This is a genomic window from Paenibacillus canaveralius (assembly GCF_047238265.1).
Taxonomy (GTDB): Bacteria; Bacillota; Bacilli; order Paenibacillales; family NBRC-103111; genus Paenibacillus_F.
Window position 1 is genome coordinate 4,110,110 of record NZ_JBDFMM010000001.1, and the last position, 21,277, is coordinate 4,131,386.

A 21,277-nucleotide genomic window follows, 5' to 3' on the forward strand; every position below is an offset into this window, starting at 1 on the left:
GGCCGTCCTCCTTAAGATTCGACTTTGCGGTTTAGCGTTTTGAGCTGGAGAAGCGACAAGAGAAGAATAAAGAAGAACAGGACGACGGTCGCCGCGGCCGCCTGGCCCATATTGAACTGCTTGAACGCCAGCTCGTATATATAAACCGCCACGGATTTCGTGGAGTTAAGCGGTCCGCCCCCTGACGTCATGTTTACAATCTGGCTGAAAGACTGCAGATACGAAATGCTGGCGATAATGACGGAAAACAGCAGGACCGGGTTCAGCAGGGGAAGCGTGACATGCACGAACCGCTGCCATGCGCCGGCCCCGTCGATGGCGGCCGCTTCCTCGTATTCTTTCGGGATATTTTCCAGACCCGTGAGGAAAATCAGCATTTGGAAGCCGAGGTTCTGCCAGATCATCGCGGCAGTGACGATAAAAATAGCCTGGTCCGGCGAGCCCAGAAAAAGCTGGGAAGACAGGCCCATTTTGAGCAAAAGGCCGTTAACGATGCCGTTCTTCATAAAAATCCAGCGGAACACCCAGCTTACCGCAACGACACTGGTGACGTAAGGCAGAAAATACACGGTCCGGAACAAACTTCTGAACCGGATAATCCGCTGAAGAAGCAGGGCGACGGCAAGTCCTGCCGCAAGCTGCCCGGGTACTCCGATCAGGACATAAAGAGCCGTGTTTTTGAGCGAAATCAGGAACACCGGGTCGTGGTATAAGGCCAGGTAATTGGAGAAACCGACGAACGGCTTCTCCTCGGACAGCAGATCCCATTCGCGGAAACCGACCAGAAAGGAATACACGATGGGAATGATCCGGACGCCGATGAAGAACAGCAGCGGAACAAGCAGGCACGCGTAGACGAAAAAGAGCCGCTGCCGCTTCATTTTTTAGCCTGCTTCGCCCAATAGTCGTCGTACAGCTTCTGGGTTTTCGCCACCAGCTCCTCGAAAGCTTTCTCGACGGGAACCTTGTTCAGCACGACGCTGTCCGCGGCCTGGACGAAATAGTCCCGCTCCAGCTTTTCGTCCACGAAGAAATGGGCGTTGGCGTCGCCGAGCTGGCGGATGAAGGGACCGAGTTTCTCGTCCTTGGCGTATTTATCCTGAAGAGCCACAGCCTTTGACGCCGGCAGCTCTCCGACTTTTTCCACCCACTGTTCCTGCACTTCTTTGCTCGTCAAAAACTTGAGAAATTCGGTGGCCGCCTCCAGCTTTTTGCCTTTGGCGTTTTTGGTGATTCCGTTGGCCCAGAAAGAAGCTTGCGTGGCCTTTCCTTTGTAGGCAGGCAGCGGAGCCACGGCGAAATTCAGATTCGGGGCGTCTTTCTTGATTCCCCCGAGCTGGAACGAGCCGTCGATATTCATCGCGGCGTGGCCGCCTTTGAATGCCGTGATATCATCGTTGTAAAAATCCTTCGTTCCGACTTTATGTACGGTGGCAAAATCAAGCAGATACCGGAACGCTTCAAGCCCCGCGGGAGTTTCGTTCCACAGGACGCGCTTGCGGTCTTCGCTGATATCCTTGCCTCCGGCCTGATAAACGAGCGCATCCCGGTACCAGTGGTGCAGCTGGGAATTCGGCTGCCAGGCCATGCCTTCGACGATAAATTCGCCGTTGGCGTCCTTCACGGTCAGTTTCTTCGAATAATCCACGAGCTCCTCCCATGTCGCGGGGGGTTTAGCCGGGTCCAGACCTACTTTGGTAAACAAATCCTTGTTGTAATACAAACCCAGCGTCCGGACAGCCGTCGGAATCGCGTAGTAGCTGTCGCCGATTTTGGCCGCTTCAACGAACGGGAAAAATTCTTCCTTGATCTTCGAATCAGGGAACGATTCCTTCGGTAAAGGCTGCAAATAACCCGAGGCCGTATACTTCGGAAGCCAGCCGTAATACAGGTTGATTACATCGGGCCCTTTGCCGGCCGGAATCAGCGTCGCCACTTTTTCGTTATACTGGTCGTAAGGAAAATTGGTTTGTTTGACGGTAATGTTCGGATGAGTCTTCTCGAATTCCTGAATAAGTGAATGAATGAGTTCCACCTTGACGGGATACTGGTACTGCCAGTACTCGATCGTCACTTTCCCGTCCTGCCCCGCGCCCCCGGTCTCCTTTCCCGAAGCGTCCTTTGAGCCGCTCCCCGAGCAGCCGGCTGCAAGGCCCGCGCTCATCGCGGCGGCCAGCGTTAATGCCGCAAGACGGAAAGTCCCCCTTCGCGGCTTGTCATTTTCTCTTTTGTCCGTGATCCTTTGGCTCATAGGATTTCCACCCCTCTAGGTTCTTGAACGCTTGCGGCGGTTTCCGGTATACGGAGCAGCCTTCTTGCGTTATTGCCGAAAATGCTCCGGATGTCCGTTTCGCTGAAACGAAGTTCCCTGCATACGCGGACCTGGTCCTGCAAATAGCGGTACACGTACCCGCGGGGAAACCCACTGGAATCCGATCCGTACACGACGCGTTCGGGCCCGATCAGCTCTACGGTTTTGCGGAACAGGGTTTCCAGTGTCAGGTCGTAAGGCATCCACCGCATCCACTGGTTGGAGCCGGACGTGTCGACGAGCACATTCGGGCATCCCCAGCACAGGTGCAGCAGCTCCTGGTAGTACCCCGCTCCGAAGTGCGGAATAAGGATCGGAATATCCGTAAATTCCCGGGCTACGTTAAAAATAGCCAAGGGATTGATGTTCCGGTGCTGCACGATGCCGCCCGTATGTCCCAATAACCCGAAATGAATCAGTACGGGCAGCTTGCGCTCCGCCAGAAAACTCCAGACGGGCCGCAGCAACGGATCGTCGAGCGATGTCTGAATAAGCGGGCCGAACAATTTGTATCCCCTGAGCCCCAGCTCGTCTACGGCCCTCTGCAGCTCTTCCACCGCGTCCGGCGCTTCGATGGAATGATGGGCGAAGCCCGTAAATTTGCCGGGATACCTGGAGATTTGCTCTCTCAAATCGTCGTTCCCCCGGGCCGTAAGGAAATTCAATCCCCCGATTCCGTACTTATCCAGCTCGTCGGCCCAGCGGTCGATAACCGGCCGCTCCGCATCCGGTCCGGCGTCCGGTCCCGACGGAAAATCCCAAGTGAGCCGCATCCGCTCTGCCCGCCTGGCCTGCGCGCCGTCGATCACTACATCGTGTTTGACAAACTGCTGCGCGTAAGGCAGGTGCCCGTGAATATCGAAGACTTTGAACCCGTCTTTGAACATGTCCGTTCCTCCTCCTGCTGCTCCGCTTGCTCGCCGGGTTCTCATCCGTCCCGTCGGAAACCGGGATTTTCCCGTCAGAGCAGGTGCCCGGCAAATAAAAAAGACACTATCCGCGTTAAACGGAATAGTGTCTCCAGTGGTCTGGTCAACAAGGTATTCTTTTATCCAATTGGAATACTAGGAATTATAAAACGCCGCCGAAAAACTGTCAAACCCTTTTTTCAGTTTCAGACGGAGACGCGGCCTTTTACCCGATTGTAATTTTTCCTTCCGGGTACCGGTACAGCTCTTTCGTCCCTTTCGGCGTCAGCGCATAGGCAAGTGTCAGCGGGCCCAGCCGGCCGACAAACATTAGCAGCGACATCAAAATTTTGCTGGGCGGGGTAAGATCGGGCGTCAGCCCCAGGGAGATGCCGGCCGTACCGAAAGCGGACGTGACCTCGAACAGGATTTTGATAAACGGCCCGTCCTGGAGAACCGAAAGAATCATCGTTCCCGTTACGACCAGAATAAGGGACATCAGCGTCAGCGTCGTCGCCTTATAAATGCGTTCCTCCGGGAGTCTTTTGCGGAAAAATACGATATCCTCCTTGCCCCGGACCATGGTAATGACCGCGCCGATGAGAATCGCGAACGTCGTAATTTTGATCCCTCCGCCCGCCGAACCCGGCGCCGCTCCGATGAACATGAGGATAATCACAAAGAACTGGGTCGCCTGGCGGAACGATTCGATATCGATCGTGTTCATGCCCGTCGACCGGGTCGTCGCCGACTGGAAGAAGGCGGCGAAGACTTTGCCCGGCAGGCTGAGCGGCTGCATGGTGAGCGGGTTCGTGTACTCGAAGATGAAGATCACGAGGGAACCGAGCAGAATGAGCAGCCCCGTTGCCGAAAGCACCACCTTGGAGTGGAGTGTGAGCTGCCGGGTCCGCTTGAATTCGAGTACGTCCGCTATGACGATAAACCCGATGCCTCCCAGAATCATAAGCCCGATCACCACAATATTCACGTAAGGATCGTTGACATACGCCATTAAGCTTCCCTGGGCGCCGGGCAGACTGCTGAACAAATCGAACCCCGCGTTGTTGAAGATGGAAATACTATGAAAAATGCCAAAGTAAACGGCTTGTCCGAGCGGCATGTCGAAAGCCCAGCGCACGCTCAGAAGGAAAGCCCCCGCCAGCTCGATGGCAAGCGCGTAAGTCAGCACCTTGCGGATCAGCCGCACGATTCCTTCCACAGATCCTTGATTCATCGCTTCCTGCAGAAGCAGCCGCTCCTTGAGCGTGATCCGCTTGCGCAGCACGAGCGCGATTAGCGTGGCCATCGTCATAAACCCCAGCCCGCCTGTCTGCACCAGCATAAGGATGACGATCTGGCCGAACAAGGAGAAATGCACGCCCGCGTTCAGCACGGACAGCCCCGTCACACAAGCCGCCGAAGTCGCCATAAAAAAAGCGTCCAAGTAAGAGATCGGCTCTCCGGAGGCGGAGGCGGCAGGCAGCGAAAGCAGCACCGATCCTATTAAAATAATAGCCAGGATTCCGAGCGCCAAAGTTTGCGGCGGCGTAAACCGGATCAGAATCCTTCTTTGTTTACTCATGTTTCTAATCTCCTTCTCACTGACACATTCCTTTCTATCCTACCCAAAAAAGAAAAGGAAAGCCACCATGAACAGGTGATCTTTCCCGAGATGAAAAGGCGGGGGTCTCTACCGGCCCATCGGCCTTTTTCTTATGGCCCCTATGGAGCCGCTATGTATTCGCGGACGTATTCTATCACTCTATCCGCCTAAGGCCTTATTGCCTGCTTCCGGTCAGCAAGACCTTCCCGGGCAGACCGGACTCGAAAGCCGCCACGGCGGCATGAACCTCGTCCAGCCCGCAGCGGGCGGCGATCTTCGCCAGACGCAGTCTTTCATCGCGGACGAGCTCCATGATCTCCCCGAACGTCCCCCGCCACTTCTCGGCGGAAACATGGCGGATCCAGTGCCGCAGCCAGAACGGCCGCGCGTCCACCCGGTACAGCCGGGACATCTGCGCCCAGTCCACCGGCACCCCGGACAACAGCCCGAGGCTGAACACGGTGCCGCCGGGCCTCACGCAGCCGGCGAGAGCGGCTCCGTCCAGGCCGCCTATGCTGTCCACGGCCGCGGTCGCACCCCGGCCGCCGGTCCGGGACAGCACCGCCTCGCGAAGCGGCGTATCGGGCCTGTCGATGACATGAGACGCGCCGAGACGCAGCAGCTCCTCCGTATGGGCTCCGCTGCGGGTAACCGCAATCAGCTCATAGTTGAAAACCGCCGCCAGCTGCGCGAACACCCGGCCGATCGCCGAGCCGCATGCGTTGACGACGAGCGTATCGCTGTATCCCAGGCGAAGGGACTCGCATACCGCCCAGGCGGTGACGGGGTTGATATAGAGCTGGGCCGCCGTCTCGTCGGGAATGTCCGCCGGAACCGGGATGGCCAGCCCGGCGGGCGCAAGGACGGATTCCTGCCAAGTCCCCTCGCCCCGCAGCGGCAGCACGCGTTTGCCGAGCAGCTCCGCCGGCACGGAAGGGCCCGTCTCCTCGACGATGCCCACGCCTTCATAGCCGGGTACGGCGGGAAGCGCAATCCGGTGGGCGTAGGCTCCCCGCACCGGAATCAGGTCCGAGGGGTTGACGGGCCGGGCCAGCATCCGTACCCGGATCTCCCCCGGTCCCGGCGGCACGGCGGGGGCGCTGCGGATCTCCAGCACTTCTGCCGGCGGGCCGAACCGGCTGTAATAGACGCTTTTGTTCAGCATGCTGTCCTCTCCCGTTGTGTAAATTTTTCCCAGCCCGTCCAGGGGCGGCGCATGGTAAAAAGGAACTGCGGCAAATGTGAGGAGGAGGCTTCTGCCCCGTGCGGCGCTTGCTGCGGCGCTTGGGCCGCCGTATGCCGGTACCGGTCATCCCTCTACAGCCGCGCCCTGTTTACGGCGTTCCGCGCATGTTCTCCCCGGGCTCTCCGAACGAGATCCCTGCCTTCGCGTCCAGCCGTACCGGACCTCTGTCCGTCCGGACGGCCAGCGGGTAAGGATAAGAGTTTCTTTCGCCCGCAAACCAGACCCGGCCTTTTTTCACCACGATAAAAAGCCCCTGCTCGTCGCCGACCGGCGCGAACGTGTCACCCGGTGTCATCCATGCCTCCAGACCCGCCTCCCGCTTCAAAGCGAGCAAAGCGGCGGAGACATCGTCTACCGGCATTCCGATTTCGCTGACGCACGCAATATCTTCCTCGCTGAACGGTTTCTGCGACGTATTCTCCAGATTATGCCGCGCAATCAGCTCGACGATATTGCCGGCGGGGTCTTTGAAATAGACGGCGTGGGCATTCCAGCTCTCAAAATGAACGATAGGCGTTCCCTCCCGGCTGAGCAGTTCAACCCTTTCCCCGAGCCAGCCGGCCGCTTCTTCGATTTTATTCTCGGGAATGTTGAAAGCGAAGTGATAGAAGTTATCTCCGGCCTCAGCCGCCCGGATGAACGTCACGTTCGTGATCCCGGCCCGGAAGGAAAAGGAGTCGCCGTTCTCTTCGGTGACAGGAAGCCCCAGCCGCTCTCCGTAAAATTGTTTTAATTCCGTTATATTTGCGGCGTAGAGGGTAAGCTCCAAAATTTTCATGATGTCAGCTCCTTAAAATGAATAAACAAAATGGCGAAAAAATTCGTCATTTACTATTATTTAGAAAGCACTATTCCCCTAAACCGCTTTGTGTCTGCGGTCTCCCAATACGACGGACGTTTCGATCTGACGGTCCGGTATGGTCCAGTACGTGCGCAGCAGGCGCTCCTTCTCTTCCTCCGGAATGAGAGCGAAGCCGTTTTTGAGGTAAAAGGCGATAGCCCACGAAGCGTCCGCCCACGTACCGATCAGGAACGGTTTGTCCGTCAGGTCCGTCAAATGAGCCAGTAGCCGGCTGCCGATGCCGCCCTTGCGCTGGTCTGTCCTCACATAGGCGTGCCGGATAAGGGAAACGTCGCCTTTGTCCTGGATGCCCATTACCCCGATCAGACGGCCTCCGTCCTCGTACCCCCAGAACACCACACCGCTCCGGATTTCGTTTTGCAGCTCCTCCATCGTCATGTAAGGCTCGTGAAACCGGTCGGCCGGTATAATGCCTTTGTAAGCGGCGGCCGCATCGTTAATTATGTCGTAAATATCACGGGTGTCATGTTCGGTACAAATCCGGATCATTAAACAATACCTCCCGTTAATCGTGAGTTTGCGCCGTCGGCAAGTGAAGACCCGGTGTCATACAAAGAGAACGTCTTGGGCTATACAGGTGCAAGTGCTCTGCCCGCCGTATTTCAAGGTTCATAGACGACCGGTCGTCCCGTCTCTCCCAACAACCGCCGGGCACGCAGTCATCCGTGGTGACAGCTTCTGCCTTACGGAATCTCATTACCGGCTGTCCGCCGGTTCAGCTTTTTTTCAGCCGATTCATGCCACAAGGCGCTGATTCCGATCGTTGTAGCCGTGAAAATCGGGTAAAAGGGCGTTAATAGCAACGTCATCACGTAAACCAAGTAAGCATGATCCTCTCCCGGAAACAAAGCTTCCATAACAGCGCTGAACAACATCCAGTAAGGAAACCACAGGACCACCGCCCAGAAGGCAAGCATACGCCCTTTCATCCACTTCTTGGTCATCCGCATACACAGCAAAGTGAGCAGGCCGGCTAAAAAGAGCGCACCTCCGACCACGATCTTCGACGAAGCGGAGTGGGACAAACCCAAAGGCTTGACAACGCTCATTCCGTAAAGCAGACATTGTCCGAACACGAGACAGATAAACGCATATCCTGCACTGATTCCGTTCAATTTGAGAAAAACGTTCACCCGTGTTCCTTCCTTTTGCCTCACAGCCGTTATTTTTCCTGATTATACCATACGCCTCTATCCGCGCCGCAACTGAAAAAGGCCCCCTGAGAGGAGGCCCGGAGGCGGTCAATCGCCGAATCCGGAGGAAGTTTCCTTCACGATGGCCTGAACTTCGATCTCCACCAGCAGCTCGGGATCGATTAACGCCCGAACCTCCACCATCGTGGATGCCGGACGAATATCTTTGAAAAACTCCCCGTGGGCTTTGCCGATCTCTTCCCAACGGCCGATATCGGTCACGAACATGCGCGTCCTTACGACGTCGGCAAGTTTGGCCCCCGCACGGTTAAGCGCGTCTTCGATAATGTCCAGTGCGCATTTCGTCTGGGCGTAAGCGTCTCCTGCGCCCACGACTTTCCCGTCTTTCATGGCGGTCGTTCCCGCCACTTCCACGATATTGCCGACCCGTACCGCCCTGCTGTATCCGACGACAGGCTCCCACGGCGAACCGGATGAGATATTCTTTCTTTTGGTCATGGTTTTCTCTCTTCCTCTCCGATAACTATGATTGCCTTCCTTTATTCTACCGGGGGCCGCGGCCGCTTATCTCCAGACCGGCTTTCTCCCTGTTTGCGGTCATGAAAATCGCGGCGCTCACGGCCCCTTATCCTTTCGAAAACCCGCGTTCAGCCTTTGGCAAAAACGGCCGCTCCGCCCGATCCGAGCACCATAAACGCCTCACCGGACGGAGAAAAGCCCGCCTTCAGCCAGCCGTCGAGCCGCGGAATCTCAAGCATAGCGGCCCCGGCCAAATACCGGTACTCCCTGGAGAAAACGTTCTCCAGGATCACGGAAGCTCTCGGCCACCAAGGATAAATGACCTCCAGCCGCCAGCCGTCCGCGCTCATCCCGATGCCGTCTCCCCCGTCGGGCCCGAAGACGCCTATCTCTTCCCCGGTATCCGGCACGGTGAATCTTAACCCGCCGCCGGTGAGATGCCGCTCGGTTTTCTCCGCGTCGCGTTCTCTGACAAGCCGCTCCCCGGTCCAAGCATCCGTGACGCTGCAGCCGCTTCCGCTGATCAGGACGATCCGGCCGCCGCCGTCCCAGCCGCCGGCCGTCACTCCCGCGGCGCCGATAACCGTCTGCAGCTGCCACGGCGGCGGCGGATCCCCGGGAAGCAGCTTTCTGGCCTGTAGAAGCAGATCCCGCTCGAAGTCCGTCCTTGGATCGGCCGGATCTTTTTTGGAAAATAACATGAATCCTTCTCCCTCCTCTCGGCTCAAAATAACCGCCTGCGAAATCTCTTAGGCGCGTTGTCCCGCACGGCCCGCCTGGTGAATAGCAAAATAAAACGAAACATAAACAATCCCGATCATAAGACCGAATAACAGGCTGAAAAGCAGCCCCCGGGTATGAAGGCTCTCCTCAACAATTTGTCCAATGAGGTGAATGTCCGTCAAGACATCCCAGCTGTTAAGCCGGTACACTCTGCCCAGCAGTACGCCGTAGCCGCCCAGCAGCGCCGCCCCCGCCGCAAAACCCCAGCCGAGCAGGGGGCCTGCCGCAAGCCGGATAAGCGAGTGGATCTGGTACAGGGAAAACACGCAGAGCAGCAGGCCGTTCCACGCGAATAAGACGACCACGAGCAGATCGTACCAGTACCGGAACGCAAACGTTCCTAGATCGGAGGCATAGAGCCCCTTCATCGCGGTTAAATGGACCAAGTCCGTCACGATATAAGGGGCGTTCGGATAGAACAGCAGCCAGCATGCCCCCAGAACGACGAGGATGACGGCTCTCATCCGGCCCCGTACCCGTCGTCCGGTCTCATAAGCGATAAAGGAGAAAACGAACGGGACCCAGGCGAGAAATAAATTCCACGTCAAAAAATCGTAATACGTCTTGTTCCGGAAAACGGAATAGACCAGCAGTGAAAGTGCCGACAAAAACGCCAGAAACACGGCCGACCTCCACGCAGACAGGTTTATCATTCATGCTCCTTCTTCCGCGGGGACAGGCGGCGCTATCGTCCTCTAATCCTGCAGGGAGAAAACCTCATAAGGTCCGGCGTAGACTAGGCCCAATTTCTCCGCAAGCCCCTTGGATTTCAAATTTGCCGCATCCCAGCTCGGATACAGATCATGTTCCAGGCAGTGCAGCAGGAAAGCCGCCGCAACCCGGGTCGCCAGACCGAACTTGCGGTAGTCCGGGTGTGTCATAATGCCGATTTCCACGCCCGTACGGCATACCATCGCGGTTGTGCAGGCGGCCGCGATTTCATTTTCCGCACGGATGCAGTAGCCGAACCCGGTCTCCATAAATTGCTCCGCCGTGTCATAATTTACGAAGTGATAATGCTGTAACGGGTCGCGGATCATATCCCGGGCCAGCTCCAGCGTAATCTGCTCCACTTTGTAATCCGAGTGCTCCGTCAGCTCCTTCAAGAGTCGGGGCTGCAGGGCCTCCGGGGAAAACATGTACCGCTCGCCGCGGATCAGCCTAGCGCCGTGGATGCTCTTGGCTCTCTCCACCCATCCGGGTGACGAAGGCATTATGTAACAGTGGGCGGGAAGCTCCTCCAGCCACCGTTTGGCGGAGGCACCCGCGGAATCGCCGGCGAAATAAGCGAAGCTCCCCTGATTGATCTGCACGCTCGAAGGCTCCGTCAAGGAATCGACGAAGATTTGAATCTCTCCGCCGGCCTGACCTTCCAGCACGCTGTCTATACAGACGTCCACCCGGCGGACTTCTTCAAACAGTTTGGTCAGATGCGGCCTGATGGCGCCGTTTACTTGTGTCATCGTGTACATGTCTTGAATGTCTCCCGTCTGTGTCCGTCGTGATGCCGCTCCGGCATCCGGAGCCGTCTTACTGCATGCTGTCCGTGCCTTCGGACAACTTTTTCATTTCTTCGTCGGTAAAATTGCCGGCGGATTTCTCTTTGGCGAATTTCTCGCTGTTGAATTGAGCGGATTTGTTTCTCGGAATGGACAAGCTGTTCCATTCTTCTTTTTTGAGCAGCTTGGCCGCATAAACGATTTGACCGACATGATAAGGGTAGTGGGCCAGCTGCCGGTTAATGGCTTCGATAACGGTATGCCCTTCATTACGGATGTAGACAATCTGCTCCAACTGATCGGGATTCAAGGAATCCAGCGCATGGAATAAGCAGTTCCAGCCTTCGTTCCACTTCTCCAGCAGCTGCTCTTGGTCCGATAGACTGCGGGCGAATTCAGCGTCGCGGTCGCGCCAGTCTTTTTCGCCGTCCGTCGTAAGAAAATCAGTCCAGCGGGACAGCATATTCCCGGCCAGATGAGACACTACCGCTGCAATGCTGTTCGTATCTTCGTTGTAAGCCGTAAACAACTGCTCCGGCTCCAGCTGGTCCATCGCTTTCTCCCCAAGTGTTTTGTAGTAGAGAAACTGCTTGCGGACACTTTCCAGATAAGTCTGATTCGCACTCATTTCTGTCACCCCGGTTATTCATTTTTTTCGACGCTTCCTGAAAGCCGGTACGACCGGAAGAATCGCGAAGATACGCGGAATCGTAACCGTCCTCACCGTCCTCCCGGCAAACGAAGCGAAAACCCTAAGAACAGCTATACCCCAAACAAGATACAGGCAACCTCTTCCGAAGATTCCGTCGTCTCGCCAGCCTTCCGCTTCTCCGCTCTTCTTCCGCCGGTTCCCCGGATGCCGCCGATGCGCCTTGGGTTCAAACCTTATAGAGGGTCTTGCTTAAAACGTCCCGCACAAACCCGGTTTTTTTGTCACAGTAAGTATCTCTATCATACCGGAATTCGGCCGCCAAATCTTCCTTAAGACGCTGATAAGCCTCACGGGCATCCGGATGGGCACGCAAATAATCGCGAAAAGCGATATGCTCCAGATATCCGCGTCCGTCCTTGGGACAAACGTAGAGGTGATAAGCCATAAAACCGTCCTCATACGCCCGTTTGAACGCCTCCCTGCCTTCCACGCCGAGATTCCCCTCATGCCGGAAGCCCGCATTCCCCAGACGTTCCACAATGGCGGGAAACACTTCGTAGCTGTCCATCACGACATCGATGTCTATGACCGGCTTGGCTCCCAAGCCTTCGATCGACGTACTGCCGACGTGTTCGATGGCGAGAACGAGATCGCCGATATGCTTTTCGAGTTCGGCTCTTATGCTCTCGAAAGCGGCTTTCCACGCGGGATCATAAGGCACCACGCGGACTTCTTTCGTCTTATTCCTCACTTGGAACCTCCTTCTTTATGTATTTCATACCGCTGGCAAACACCTCGAAACCGAATTTTTCATAATAACCGATTTCCGGGGCCCCGCAAAAAAGCTCCATATGTAATTGACGGTCGCTGCACCTGTTCATAAGACGCTTCATCAGCTCGCTCCCGATTCCCTGTTTCTGATAGTCCGGGTGAACGACAAGGCCGCATATAAACGCGTTCATCACGCCGTCCGATACGACTCTGCCCGTACCGATCAACCGGTTCCCGTCATAAGCGTTCGCCACGTACCAGCTGCCCCGCAACGTATCATAAAGCTGCTGTGCGGACAGCTTAAGGAATTCATTCCAGCCGAATTGATCATACAGGTCGTATATCGCTTCACCGGAAGGAAGTTCATCCGAATACACAATGTTCATGATTTCCCTCCTAAACCGGCCGTCCGGCTATTCTCTTTCGCTGTGCTCGCGAAGAAGGTCTATTCGCTATTTCGCTATTCCGCTGTCCCATGCTCATTCGCGCTCTCTCACCCACGCGCCGACAAGATCGGTCCGGGTCACCACTTCCGCCGTTCTCAGAAAAAACCAGAGAAATCCCGCGTAAAAACCGACGAGCGGATAACGGAAAGACGCCGGCTTGTTGCCTTCGAAATAAAAGTGTCCCGTCCAGGCTAACACATAATGAAGAACGGCAAACGCCAAAGTGAGCCGGATGTCGAACCACAGAAAAATCCAGGCCAGAAAGGCCGCCAGGAACGCGAAATAATGCAGCGTCCGGTTCACCGGATTCCGGTGCTCTTCCAAATAACCCTTCAAATCCCGTCTAATGCGCCCCATGCTCATCCCGCGATCATCCCCAATACCCCAGGTTTCTCCGCTGCCGCTCCCTCTCCCTGTGTTTCTACTTTACCATTGAACGGTCCCGTTAGGTATATTTTCCTTTGCGGCCTGTCCGCCTATCCGCCAGTACGCCTGTCCGCCTTCCCCCTTGCCTAAATCGGAAGGCAAAAAGAAAAATCCGCAGCGGGTGCGGATTTCATCAATTTTACGATGTGTGTAGTTAGCCAACGTATTTTTGCAGGGCCTGAAGCTTATCCTGCTGCAGCTGAACAATCTGCTCCTGCAGCTTGAGAACCTGCCAAATCACACTCACAAGCCGATAGTAAGGTTCATCATCGCTCAACCGGAAATTGTCGCGGATAACCTTCATTATTAAATCCAGAACGGTAGAAGAAGGCAAAAACAAATCATTAAGCCCGAATGTATAAGACTTTGTAATATCCGGTAGTGGGTAGGGCGAATCGATTTTGAAAGAGACGGGTACTTCGAGATCAAAACCTATTTTTTTCATTCTGAGTGATTTGCCAACCTGCGTTTGAATCTCGTCAAAAAGGTGGTTAGTAAACAGACGTTGAAAATGACCAAAAGAAAAATCGGTTACTCCCTTAAATACCTCAACAACCTTCAGCGGAGCTATTTTTAATTCTTCAAACGGTAGTAAAATGATAGGCAGTAGAGTTCCGACAGCGTTTTTTACAACCCCGTCCAATGCGTTAAAAACGGCTTTTTCGACCACTTCTACTCCAATACCACCTAAGACATTAAAGTTTAATGTGTCAGTAGCCTTCTTCTTGGCAATATCAAGGAAGGGGCCGACAAGCTGAGCTGCTATCTTATCCGCAACGATTTGCTTAATGGAATTAATAATTGTCTTGAGGAGTCCCTCAAGCACTTCTAGAAAATCATCGATCTTTTTTAACAGATCTTCAATTAAAGCCTGAAACAAAGCCGGAATGATCTTACCTGCAAAATCAATCATCTTTCCCCAAAGGTGTTTAAGCAGAAGTTTGGCGATTTCCTCGATCTCATCCCCTTGAGGCATGGTTAGAACATTATTTTTCAAACGCGTCGCATAATCCACGGCATTACCTTCGATCGGAGACATCAAATTAGCGGCTCTGCCGAAAAGTTCGTTCTGTACATCAGCAGGTAAGGGAGCCACTAGATCCGCAATGGCCTTGGCGGCTTCCTCAAGCGGTTTTTTAACGATCTCTTGAGCACCCAAAGGCTTCAGAGCGTTTGTTACATTTTGTACTCCGTCTCGCAAGATGCCCTCAATCTGATTATTTACGACGGAAGATACGGTACTTACAATATGAACGGCACTTCTGCCAAGCATCGTTAAGAGCGGACTGGAGAGTATTTCCATCATCGTTTTCTGGTCAAAATTTTGAAACCCGTTGACTGTCTCGGGGATCAAAATATCCGAAACGATTTGAATGGACGGAACAAGCGCTCGGTTAAACAATATAGCAATCTCCTGTTCGTCAGATAGGGTGTTTGAGATCGCCGCAGATCTGCCGCTGATTTCCCGATCCACATAATCGTCGAAGGATTGGCTTATGGCACTAAGAATCGATTTAAAACTTCCCATTGAGGCAATCACTTCTTGCGGACGAAAAAGCTTTTGTATAACCAAATGCAGGTCATTCCCAAGTGTAGGTGAAAGTATTCTTCCGACATGCCTGAGGTTTTCAGTACCGTGAATAGCACTTGCCACCGGCCTATCCAGCAAGAATCTCAAGATCTCTTCCACGTTTAAATTAGCGTCCTTGTCTCTTTTTAAGCTGGTATTGATCCAATTTTTAATTTCAGGATGGAATTGGAAAGGCAACGAGCCCATAAATTGATGAAAATCATCTGTCGGTGATGATGCGTAAGGAAATCTAATAAAATAAGAGGACACCCACAAAACAGACAATGCCTCGACAAATTTCTTTTTTGTAGGTTCATCCTGAAAAGAAGTGATAATCAAAGACAATGAACTGAATATTTCATCCGAATAGGTTAGAAATCGATTCGCATTGACGGCTTGAAGCTTTTGGATGAGTGCAGCGGTCTGGTCGCTTGAAAGGTTGGACCGATTCAGCATATCAACAACTTGTGCCCGGTAGAACAAACCCAACTGCAGAAAAACGACTTTTTGAAATTGGTCCCATATGATTAGGAGCACTTTTCGGGCTATTTCATCATTATTCGGATTCGTTTCGATACTCAATCGATCACTTACCTCATAGGACGCTTTTACTGCAATTTTGAGCATCGCTCCCAACATAATAGCCTGATCTTGCTGTGTAGTGATGACCTTTTGGACGACCCCATCGATCAATAAATCACTGAAAATTTGTACCAAATGCCTTGGATCCGGTATTTTCATTTGGATATAGCTCCGGTACCCTCCTCCAACGATAAAGCCCATGCCTGCTTCATATAAGAATTGAAAGCTTGGCTCGGGAAATTCTTCATTTTTGCGCAGAGAACCAACCGTGACAAAATTGGCGTATGCCATGAAGCCGATTGCATATTGACCGAATAATGCGGCCTCAAGTCTGGTTTCATTTAATAAAAGGTCTAATAATTGACCCGACAAGCCCCTCCCCTCAGATCTTGTTTTCAAAATTTCCGCCAGCTGTCCCATTGTTAAACCCATATTCAGCCCGGCGGCGACTGCCGCCTCCAAAACAATTTGCAGCTTGGCGGCCAAGCCTGCTTCGTTAAACAAATCGAGTGGTGTTTGAATTTTTACCTGCGCAATTGCAGAAACTTTAGCCTCGGCAAGTATTTTCAATTGAGCCCATTTGTTGAGAAGTTCATTGATTTGAGTCCTGAATCCGGCACCTAGTGCATAGTCCCCTCCTCTGCGCTGTTCGCTCTTAGCCGTCAGAATGCTCTGGCCTTTTATATTCCCCCAGCTTTGCGTTGATGTTTCTGATTTAAAAATTTGAAGATTTGGATCAAACGGCAACGATAGCACCTCCATAGGAATAAATTTCCTTCCCTATTCCTATGGCAGCGATCTTTTGTACTATACCGTTTTAGAAGGAAAATAAACTTGTTCTTCAGACGTGAATAGCTCCCGGATACCGCACGAAATAGAGATATGCCGTTATTATTCAGGAAATGACTCTTATATAACTCTCTCTAAACAAAAAAATAATCGACCTAAAAGGCCGATTATCATCATTAACTATGTCCGGTTATTGAATCAAAGCCGCCGCGTCCTTGGACACCCAAATTTTATTTTTGATGTGCAGGGTCGGCGTGCCCAGTTTGATCGTCTTGCCGTCCGACAGGGCGGTGTTTTTGTCTACCGGGAGCTTGATCGTCTTCGTCCCTTTCGTCACCACGACTACGGGGTTTTCCTTATCCGATTTGTCCAGGCTGACTTTGGCGCCTTTGGCTTCCAGGTCACTGGCGGGAAGGAAAAGGGTATTTTCCAGCACGGGCAGGTCCAGCCCCAGGATCAGCTGGAGGTATTTTCCGACGTCCGTGTTCTCGACCACGCCGCTTTTGGCGTAATCCGTCGGAAGGAAATTGTTCGGATGGTAAGCGAACAGTCCGACCTCTTCCGAGGTATGGTCACCGGTGGAGAACGAAACGCCTGCCCGCTCTCCCAATAGGCTTCCGATCACCGGGGAAAGATTGTCTTTCAGCCCTTTTTTGACGGCTTCTTCTTGTTCCTTCGTCAGGTCGGAAAGTCCGTATTCCTCTTCCAGCATCTTCTTGTAGTTGGATTCGTTAATTCGGCCCTCCAGCCCGTAGCTCGTGTGCTTGGCTTTCGTAAAGATAGGCTGAAGATCCTTCATCGTGTCATAGTTCGTCATATTAACTCCGCCCGTGGCATGGTCGGATACGGAAATAACCGCGGTGTTTCCGTCTTTTTTGGCAAAATCGATCGCCGCTTTCAGCGCACGGTCGAAGGCCTGCGTCTCGGTGACGATGCCTACCGGATCGTTGTCGTGTCCGAACCAGTCGATCTGGCTCGATTCCACCATCAGGAAGAACCCGTTCTCATTGGAAGAAAGCTTGTTCGCCGCGATGGTCGTCATTTCAGCCAGAGTCGGCTGCTTCTGCGGGTCCAGGTCCAGGTCGGCGTCCAGAGCCCCCTCGTTAAAAAGCCCCCAAATCTTGTTCGTCTGCGAACTGAGCAGATCGATCCGGCTCGTTGCATACTCGTAACCGTTTGCTTTCAGCACTTTCGTGAGGTCTTCCCCGTCCTTGCGGTTGATTTCATCGACGCCCGGCACGAGATAGCCCGACCCGCCTCCCAGCACGAGATCGACGCCGCTGTACACCATCTGCTCCGCGATGGAATGGGCGTTGTCCCGGCTTTCGGCATGGCTGGCGAAGACCGCCGGCGTAGCGTCCGTGAGCTCGCATGTGAAGACGAGCCCCGTTCCCTTGCCCTTCAGGCGGGCCGCTTCCAGGAGAGTCGGCAGAGGCTTGGCCGCCTCCTGTTCGCTCCGCTTGTCGATGAACGGCATCGTGACCTTGTCCGGCGTGATCGATACCGTCTCGCTCTTCACTTTATGACCGGTCGCGTAAGCGGAGGCCCCCGCGGCCGAGTCCGTCGTCAGCGAATCCGACGCGTACGTCCGGACGAGCCCTTTGAAATAAGCGTCCATTTCCAGCGGTTTGCCGCCCTGCACCCACCTCGTCAAATTCACGTCCGACAAGCTCATTCCGTCCGTAATAAACAAAATCACGTTTTTGACTTCCTTCTTCTCCGCCGGCAAAGCGCGTTCTGACTGCGCGTGTCCCGTACCGGCTCCCAGACTGCCGCACACCAGTGCCGAAGTCAACAGCATACCGAATATTTTTTTAACCATATTTTTCCTCCTAAACCGTTATGTAGAAATATCACTCCTTTATTATAAGCGAATAGGTTTCCGTTTTCTGCACATATCCTCCAGTAAGAAGAAAAAGACACCTTATTTTGCTGTTCTTTTTTATTACCTTTTTTGTTTTTTTATGTGATTTGGGGCGATAGGGTTATAAAGAAGCCGGAGGACGCGCTACACTGAATAGAGACACCCACGGGCGAGGAGGAGTTCAATTGAAAAACGTCTGTTATGACTGCGGTTCTCTGCATATCAGCCGCAAGGAGCTCGCATACACGAGTATGCCGTCGCGCCATACCCACGACGCTTTCGAGATGATGTATCTCGTATCCGGTCAATTGTATTACTTTATCGGGGACAAAACGTACCAAGTCGTAGGCGGCGTGCTTCTGTTCATCAACGCCAACGTGCCTCATCAGCTGGTTAACGCGGGCGACGCCGTCTTTGAGCGCGTTACGCTGCTTTTCAAAGAGGAATTTCTTCACGATTTTTTCCGTCTGCAAGACGGCGGGGAGCTTCTGTCCTTTTTCTCTGCGGACTTTCATGCCGTCAACCTTTCCGGATATGAGCAGACGTTTACGGAGGAGCTTTTTCATAAAATGCTCCATGAAGGCGTCCGCAAACAGATCGGGTTCGAGCAGTATCAGAAAGTGCTGCTGATGGAGCTGCTGCTGTTTATGAACCGCAAGGTGCGCGCAGCGGAAGGGGAGCAGGCCGGGAGCGGCGCATCGCCCACCCACAAAAAAATTTACGCCCTCGTGGAGTACATCAACAACCGCTTTTACGAGCGGCTTACGCTGGAAGATCTCTCGCAGACGTTCGCAATCAGCCCTTCCCATCTCAGCCGCACTTTTAAAGAAGTGACCGGCTATACCGCAATCGAATACATCAATAACGTCCGGATCAAAAAAGCGTGCGCCCTGCTCAGGGAGACCAGCTGGAAGGTGCTTGAGATCTGCGAGCGCGTCGGGTTCGACAGCCTGACTCATTTCGGGCGGACCTTCAAGCAGATGACCGGCTGCTCCCCCGTCCGTTACCGCCGCAGGCAGCCGTGAGCGGCGAGACGGGCGCGGAACGCAAATAATCCGCCGGGATAACGGCGGATTGGGGACGGCCCGCGCGGCGGCGGTTCGGCGGTTCGGCGCTTCCGGGCGGCCACGGCGGAGACGGCCGGTCACGGCCAATAATCCGCAGAGAACCCCGGCGGACCGGAAGTCGGCGCCATGCGGCAACGGGCGGGGCCGTTTTACAGAACGGATCAGTGATTCAAAAAAGGCTGGATTTCCGCCTTCCCGGCGTGCAGATTATAGAACGAATCCAGCCGCAGGTCCTTGACGAGATACAGGAGGAGGTCATCGTCCACACGCACCATCTCACCGGCGGCCGCCTCCCGGTTGCCCGACATAAGGCCGTTGCCGTCCGGCACGTAACCTCTCCGGCAGTAAATCCTCTGCGCCGCCCCGTAGTCTTTGTAAAGCCCGACCCCCAGCCCGATCCGGTGAAAATCTTCGCTTGCCAGCGCCTCGAACTGCTCCAGCAGTTTGGTTGCGATTCCGTTGCGGCGGTAGTCGGGAAAAACATTCAAATCATTGATCTCCGGAATCCGCCGCTCCCGGAAATACGCATACTCCGATTCCACCTTCAAGTGTCCGCAGCCGACCAGAATCTCTTCCACGAAAGCGAGAAGGGTGACACGGGTACCCAGCACATTTTCATGAAGGCATTGATCGTAGTAGGCGGCCTCCCGGTCCAGCCCGTGCTTGCCGAAAGCCTGCATCCAGATCACTTTAAGCTCTTCGCTGTCGAGCGGCTTCACTAAAATATTCATGCCCCCACCCTTTCTTTTTCCATCGCTTCTTGTCCTGTTTTATTCCAGATGCTTCGTACAGTTGTACAATCCGCAGGTCCAGTCCCGGTCATCCAGAACCAGAGTCGTGACCGATGTGTTCGATAAATGCCCGTCGTATCCGGAATCGGGCAGCACATGTTTCAGCATCGTCCGGATAAAAGAGCCGTGACTGACGATTACTATCTTTTTGCCTTTATGTCTGCTCAATACCTCTTCCAGAAAAGAACCGCCACGGGCTATGACGTGTTCCGGCTTTTCCATGCCCAGATCGAGCTCTCTCCAGCCCGCACCCCATTTCGCGATACGTTCCTGCTCGGTTGTGCCTTCGATTTCCCCTCCGCCGGCTTCACGGATTCTTTCGTCGCTCCACACCGGAATCCCGGCACGTCCGCCGATCTTGTCCGCCGTCTGTTTGGCGCGGAGCAACGGGCTGCAGTAAATATAGTCCCATTGCTCCGGCCCGATCCGTTCCGCCAGCTTTTCCGCGTCGGCCAGCCCTTCCTCATCGAGCGGAATATCGGAGCTTCCCTGCGCTCTTCCTTCTTTGTTCCAGTGCGTGCTGCCGTGCCTTATAAAGGCGATTGTCGTCATGTATACCGCTTCCTTTCCCGGTTTAACAAACTGTCTTTCCCGGATCAGCCCTGTCTTGGCAGCCTCGTGATCGCTGATAAAGGCCTGCCTTGCCGCTTGCCGGCGCAGGTTGACATGTTCGTCCGTTAAGCCCCTCCGCTCTCCGGCCCGCCGGGAATAAAAAAGACGAGAAAACCTGCCGTGTCTTAGGTTTTGTCGTCCGGTCTTTGCCTGCAAAGGCCTTCGGTCATGCGATCCGGAAAAATCTGCCGTAAATAGCCTTACTCGGCCCGAAGGTATCTCTCGTGAATAATCCCGATATGATGCCGCTCGTGTCCGGCTATGATCGCGGCGAGCGCTCTGGCGGATATGAGGCCGTTATTGGCCGTTCCGGTCCGGAGCCAAGCCTCTTCCGTTATACCCCGCAGCAAGGTCAGCGTGGAACAGCGGACGGCGGAATAATCCTTGAGAATGTCGGACAGGCCGCTTTCAGCAAAAGACGCTCCCGCCACATATTCGTTCTCGTCATAACCCGGAAGCGGCGTCCGGTCCCCTCTAGCGATACAGAGCATGCGGTAGGCCATGATCCGTTCCGTATCGGCCACATGGCCCAGTACTTCTTTGATGCTCCACTTGCCCGGAGCGTATCTGTAATCCCCCGTTTCTTCCGTAAGGGACTGCACCAGCTCAGTCGTGGTTTGAAGCTGTTCGACCAGAATTTCGGCGAGATTTCCTTCCTGAACCAGCTTAACGTACGCTTCGTAATAAGCGGGATATTCTTCGTGCGGCGGTTTTGTAAGCATGAACTCACTCCTTTATGTACTCCGGCCCGGTCAAATGTTTGACAAATCGGAAGCCGGTTGCCTCATCCCCGTACTAGGATCGTACGCAAATCTGCGGCAT

The 21,277-nt window shown here is 54.1% G+C and carries 22 protein-coding genes; 1 reads left to right on the forward strand and 21 read right to left on the reverse strand.

What is annotated here, in order from left to right:
- Positions 1-11: 11 nt before the first annotated feature.
- The 18 genes from ABC395_RS18520 to ABC395_RS18605 form a co-directional block, all read right to left on the reverse strand.
- Positions 12-881, reverse strand: a complete 870-nt coding sequence (locus ABC395_RS18520; RefSeq protein ID WP_413005334.1) for a carbohydrate ABC transporter permease — start codon at positions 879-881, stop codon at positions 12-14.
- Positions 878-2,251 (reverse strand): sugar ABC transporter substrate-binding protein, encoded by a 1,374-nt coding sequence (locus tag ABC395_RS18525; RefSeq protein ID WP_413005335.1) that lies wholly within the window; start codon positions 2,249-2,251, stop codon positions 878-880. Before ABC395_RS18525 ends, ABC395_RS18520 begins: the two co-directional genes overlap by 4 nt.
- Complete coding sequence (locus ABC395_RS18530) at positions 2,248-3,198, reverse strand: amidohydrolase family protein (RefSeq protein ID WP_413005337.1); 951 nt, start codon at positions 3,196-3,198, stop codon at positions 2,248-2,250. The genes ABC395_RS18525 and ABC395_RS18530 overlap by 4 nt, the downstream gene beginning before the upstream one ends.
- Positions 3,199-3,445: 247 nt before the next feature.
- The gene (locus ABC395_RS18535) at positions 3,446-4,801 is read right to left on the reverse strand and encodes a TrkH family potassium uptake protein (RefSeq protein ID WP_413005339.1); all 1,356 of its coding nucleotides are present in this window, start codon (positions 4,799-4,801) and stop codon (positions 3,446-3,448) included.
- 196 nt (positions 4,802-4,997) lie between these two features.
- Positions 4,998-5,987 (reverse strand): zinc-dependent alcohol dehydrogenase family protein, encoded by a 990-nt coding sequence (locus ABC395_RS18540; RefSeq protein ID WP_413005340.1) that lies wholly within the window; start codon positions 5,985-5,987, stop codon positions 4,998-5,000.
- A 169-nt stretch (positions 5,988-6,156) separates the two neighbouring features.
- The gene (locus tag ABC395_RS18545) at positions 6,157-6,846 is read right to left on the reverse strand and encodes a VOC family protein (RefSeq protein ID WP_413005342.1); all 690 of its coding nucleotides are present in this window, start codon (positions 6,844-6,846) and stop codon (positions 6,157-6,159) included.
- Between the two features lie 78 nt (positions 6,847-6,924).
- The gene (locus ABC395_RS18550; protein ID WP_413005343.1) at positions 6,925-7,419 is read right to left on the reverse strand and encodes a GNAT family N-acetyltransferase; all 495 of its coding nucleotides are present in this window, start codon (positions 7,417-7,419) and stop codon (positions 6,925-6,927) included.
- 194 nt (positions 7,420-7,613) lie between these two features.
- A complete protein-coding gene (locus ABC395_RS18555; protein ID WP_413005345.1) occupies positions 7,614-8,063 on the reverse strand; it encodes a hypothetical protein in 450 nt (149 codons plus the stop codon).
- Positions 8,064-8,171: 108 nt separating this feature from the next.
- A complete protein-coding gene (locus tag ABC395_RS18560; RefSeq protein WP_413005347.1) occupies positions 8,172-8,582 on the reverse strand; it encodes a RidA family protein in 411 nt (136 codons plus the stop codon).
- Between the two features lie 149 nt (positions 8,583-8,731).
- Complete coding sequence (locus tag ABC395_RS18565) at positions 8,732-9,304, reverse strand: hypothetical protein (protein ID WP_413005348.1); 573 nt, start codon at positions 9,302-9,304, stop codon at positions 8,732-8,734.
- A 48-nt stretch (positions 9,305-9,352) separates the two neighbouring features.
- A complete protein-coding gene (locus ABC395_RS18570) occupies positions 9,353-10,039 on the reverse strand; it encodes a DUF1361 domain-containing protein (protein WP_413005350.1) in 687 nt (228 codons plus the stop codon).
- A gap of 42 nt (positions 10,040-10,081) precedes the next feature.
- The gene (locus tag ABC395_RS18575; protein ID WP_413005352.1) at positions 10,082-10,858 is read right to left on the reverse strand and encodes a GNAT family N-acetyltransferase; all 777 of its coding nucleotides are present in this window, start codon (positions 10,856-10,858) and stop codon (positions 10,082-10,084) included.
- A gap of 58 nt (positions 10,859-10,916) precedes the next feature.
- On the reverse strand, positions 10,917-11,513 hold the full coding sequence (locus ABC395_RS18580; RefSeq protein WP_413005354.1) for a DUF1572 family protein: 597 nt from the start codon (positions 11,511-11,513) through the stop codon (positions 10,917-10,919).
- Positions 11,514-11,763: 250 nt separating this feature from the next.
- Entirely contained in the window at positions 11,764-12,288 is a 525-nt protein-coding gene (locus ABC395_RS18585; RefSeq protein WP_413005355.1) for a GrpB family protein, read from the reverse strand.
- On the reverse strand, positions 12,278-12,694 hold the full coding sequence (locus ABC395_RS18590; RefSeq protein ID WP_413005357.1) for a GNAT family N-acetyltransferase: 417 nt from the start codon (positions 12,692-12,694) through the stop codon (positions 12,278-12,280). The genes ABC395_RS18585 and ABC395_RS18590 overlap by 11 nt, the downstream gene beginning before the upstream one ends.
- A gap of 93 nt (positions 12,695-12,787) precedes the next feature.
- On the reverse strand, positions 12,788-13,117 hold the full coding sequence (locus ABC395_RS18595; protein WP_413005358.1) for an Mpo1-like protein: 330 nt from the start codon (positions 13,115-13,117) through the stop codon (positions 12,788-12,790).
- A gap of 217 nt (positions 13,118-13,334) precedes the next feature.
- Complete coding sequence (locus ABC395_RS18600) at positions 13,335-16,094, reverse strand: hypothetical protein (RefSeq protein WP_413005359.1); 2,760 nt, start codon at positions 16,092-16,094, stop codon at positions 13,335-13,337.
- A gap of 217 nt (positions 16,095-16,311) precedes the next feature.
- A complete protein-coding gene (locus tag ABC395_RS18605) occupies positions 16,312-17,943 on the reverse strand; it encodes an alkaline phosphatase (RefSeq protein WP_413005361.1) in 1,632 nt (543 codons plus the stop codon).
- Positions 17,944-18,170: 227 nt separating this feature from the next.
- Here ABC395_RS18605 and ABC395_RS18610 point away from each other — a divergent pair, with 227 nt between their 5' ends.
- Positions 18,171-19,010, forward strand: a complete 840-nt coding sequence (locus ABC395_RS18610; RefSeq protein WP_413005363.1) for a helix-turn-helix domain-containing protein — start codon at positions 18,171-18,173, stop codon at positions 19,008-19,010.
- Positions 19,011-19,213: 203 nt separating this feature from the next.
- Here ABC395_RS18610 and ABC395_RS18615 read toward each other — a convergent pair whose 3' ends face one another.
- The 3 genes from ABC395_RS18615 to ABC395_RS18625 all read right to left on the reverse strand — a co-directional run bounded on the left by ABC395_RS18615 (position 19,214) and on the right by ABC395_RS18625 (position 21,177).
- Positions 19,214-19,783 (reverse strand): GNAT family N-acetyltransferase, encoded by a 570-nt coding sequence (locus tag ABC395_RS18615; protein WP_413005365.1) that lies wholly within the window; start codon positions 19,781-19,783, stop codon positions 19,214-19,216.
- Positions 19,784-19,822: 39 nt separating this feature from the next.
- Positions 19,823-20,395, reverse strand: coding sequence for a histidine phosphatase family protein (locus ABC395_RS18620; RefSeq protein WP_413005367.1), 573 nt, complete (start codon positions 20,393-20,395; stop codon positions 19,823-19,825).
- Positions 20,396-20,655: 260 nt separating this feature from the next.
- Positions 20,656-21,177: a DinB family protein gene (locus tag ABC395_RS18625; RefSeq protein ID WP_413005369.1), complete on the reverse strand. Its 522-nt coding sequence runs from the start codon at positions 21,175-21,177 to the stop codon at positions 20,656-20,658.
- Positions 21,178-21,277: the final 100 nt, after the last annotated feature.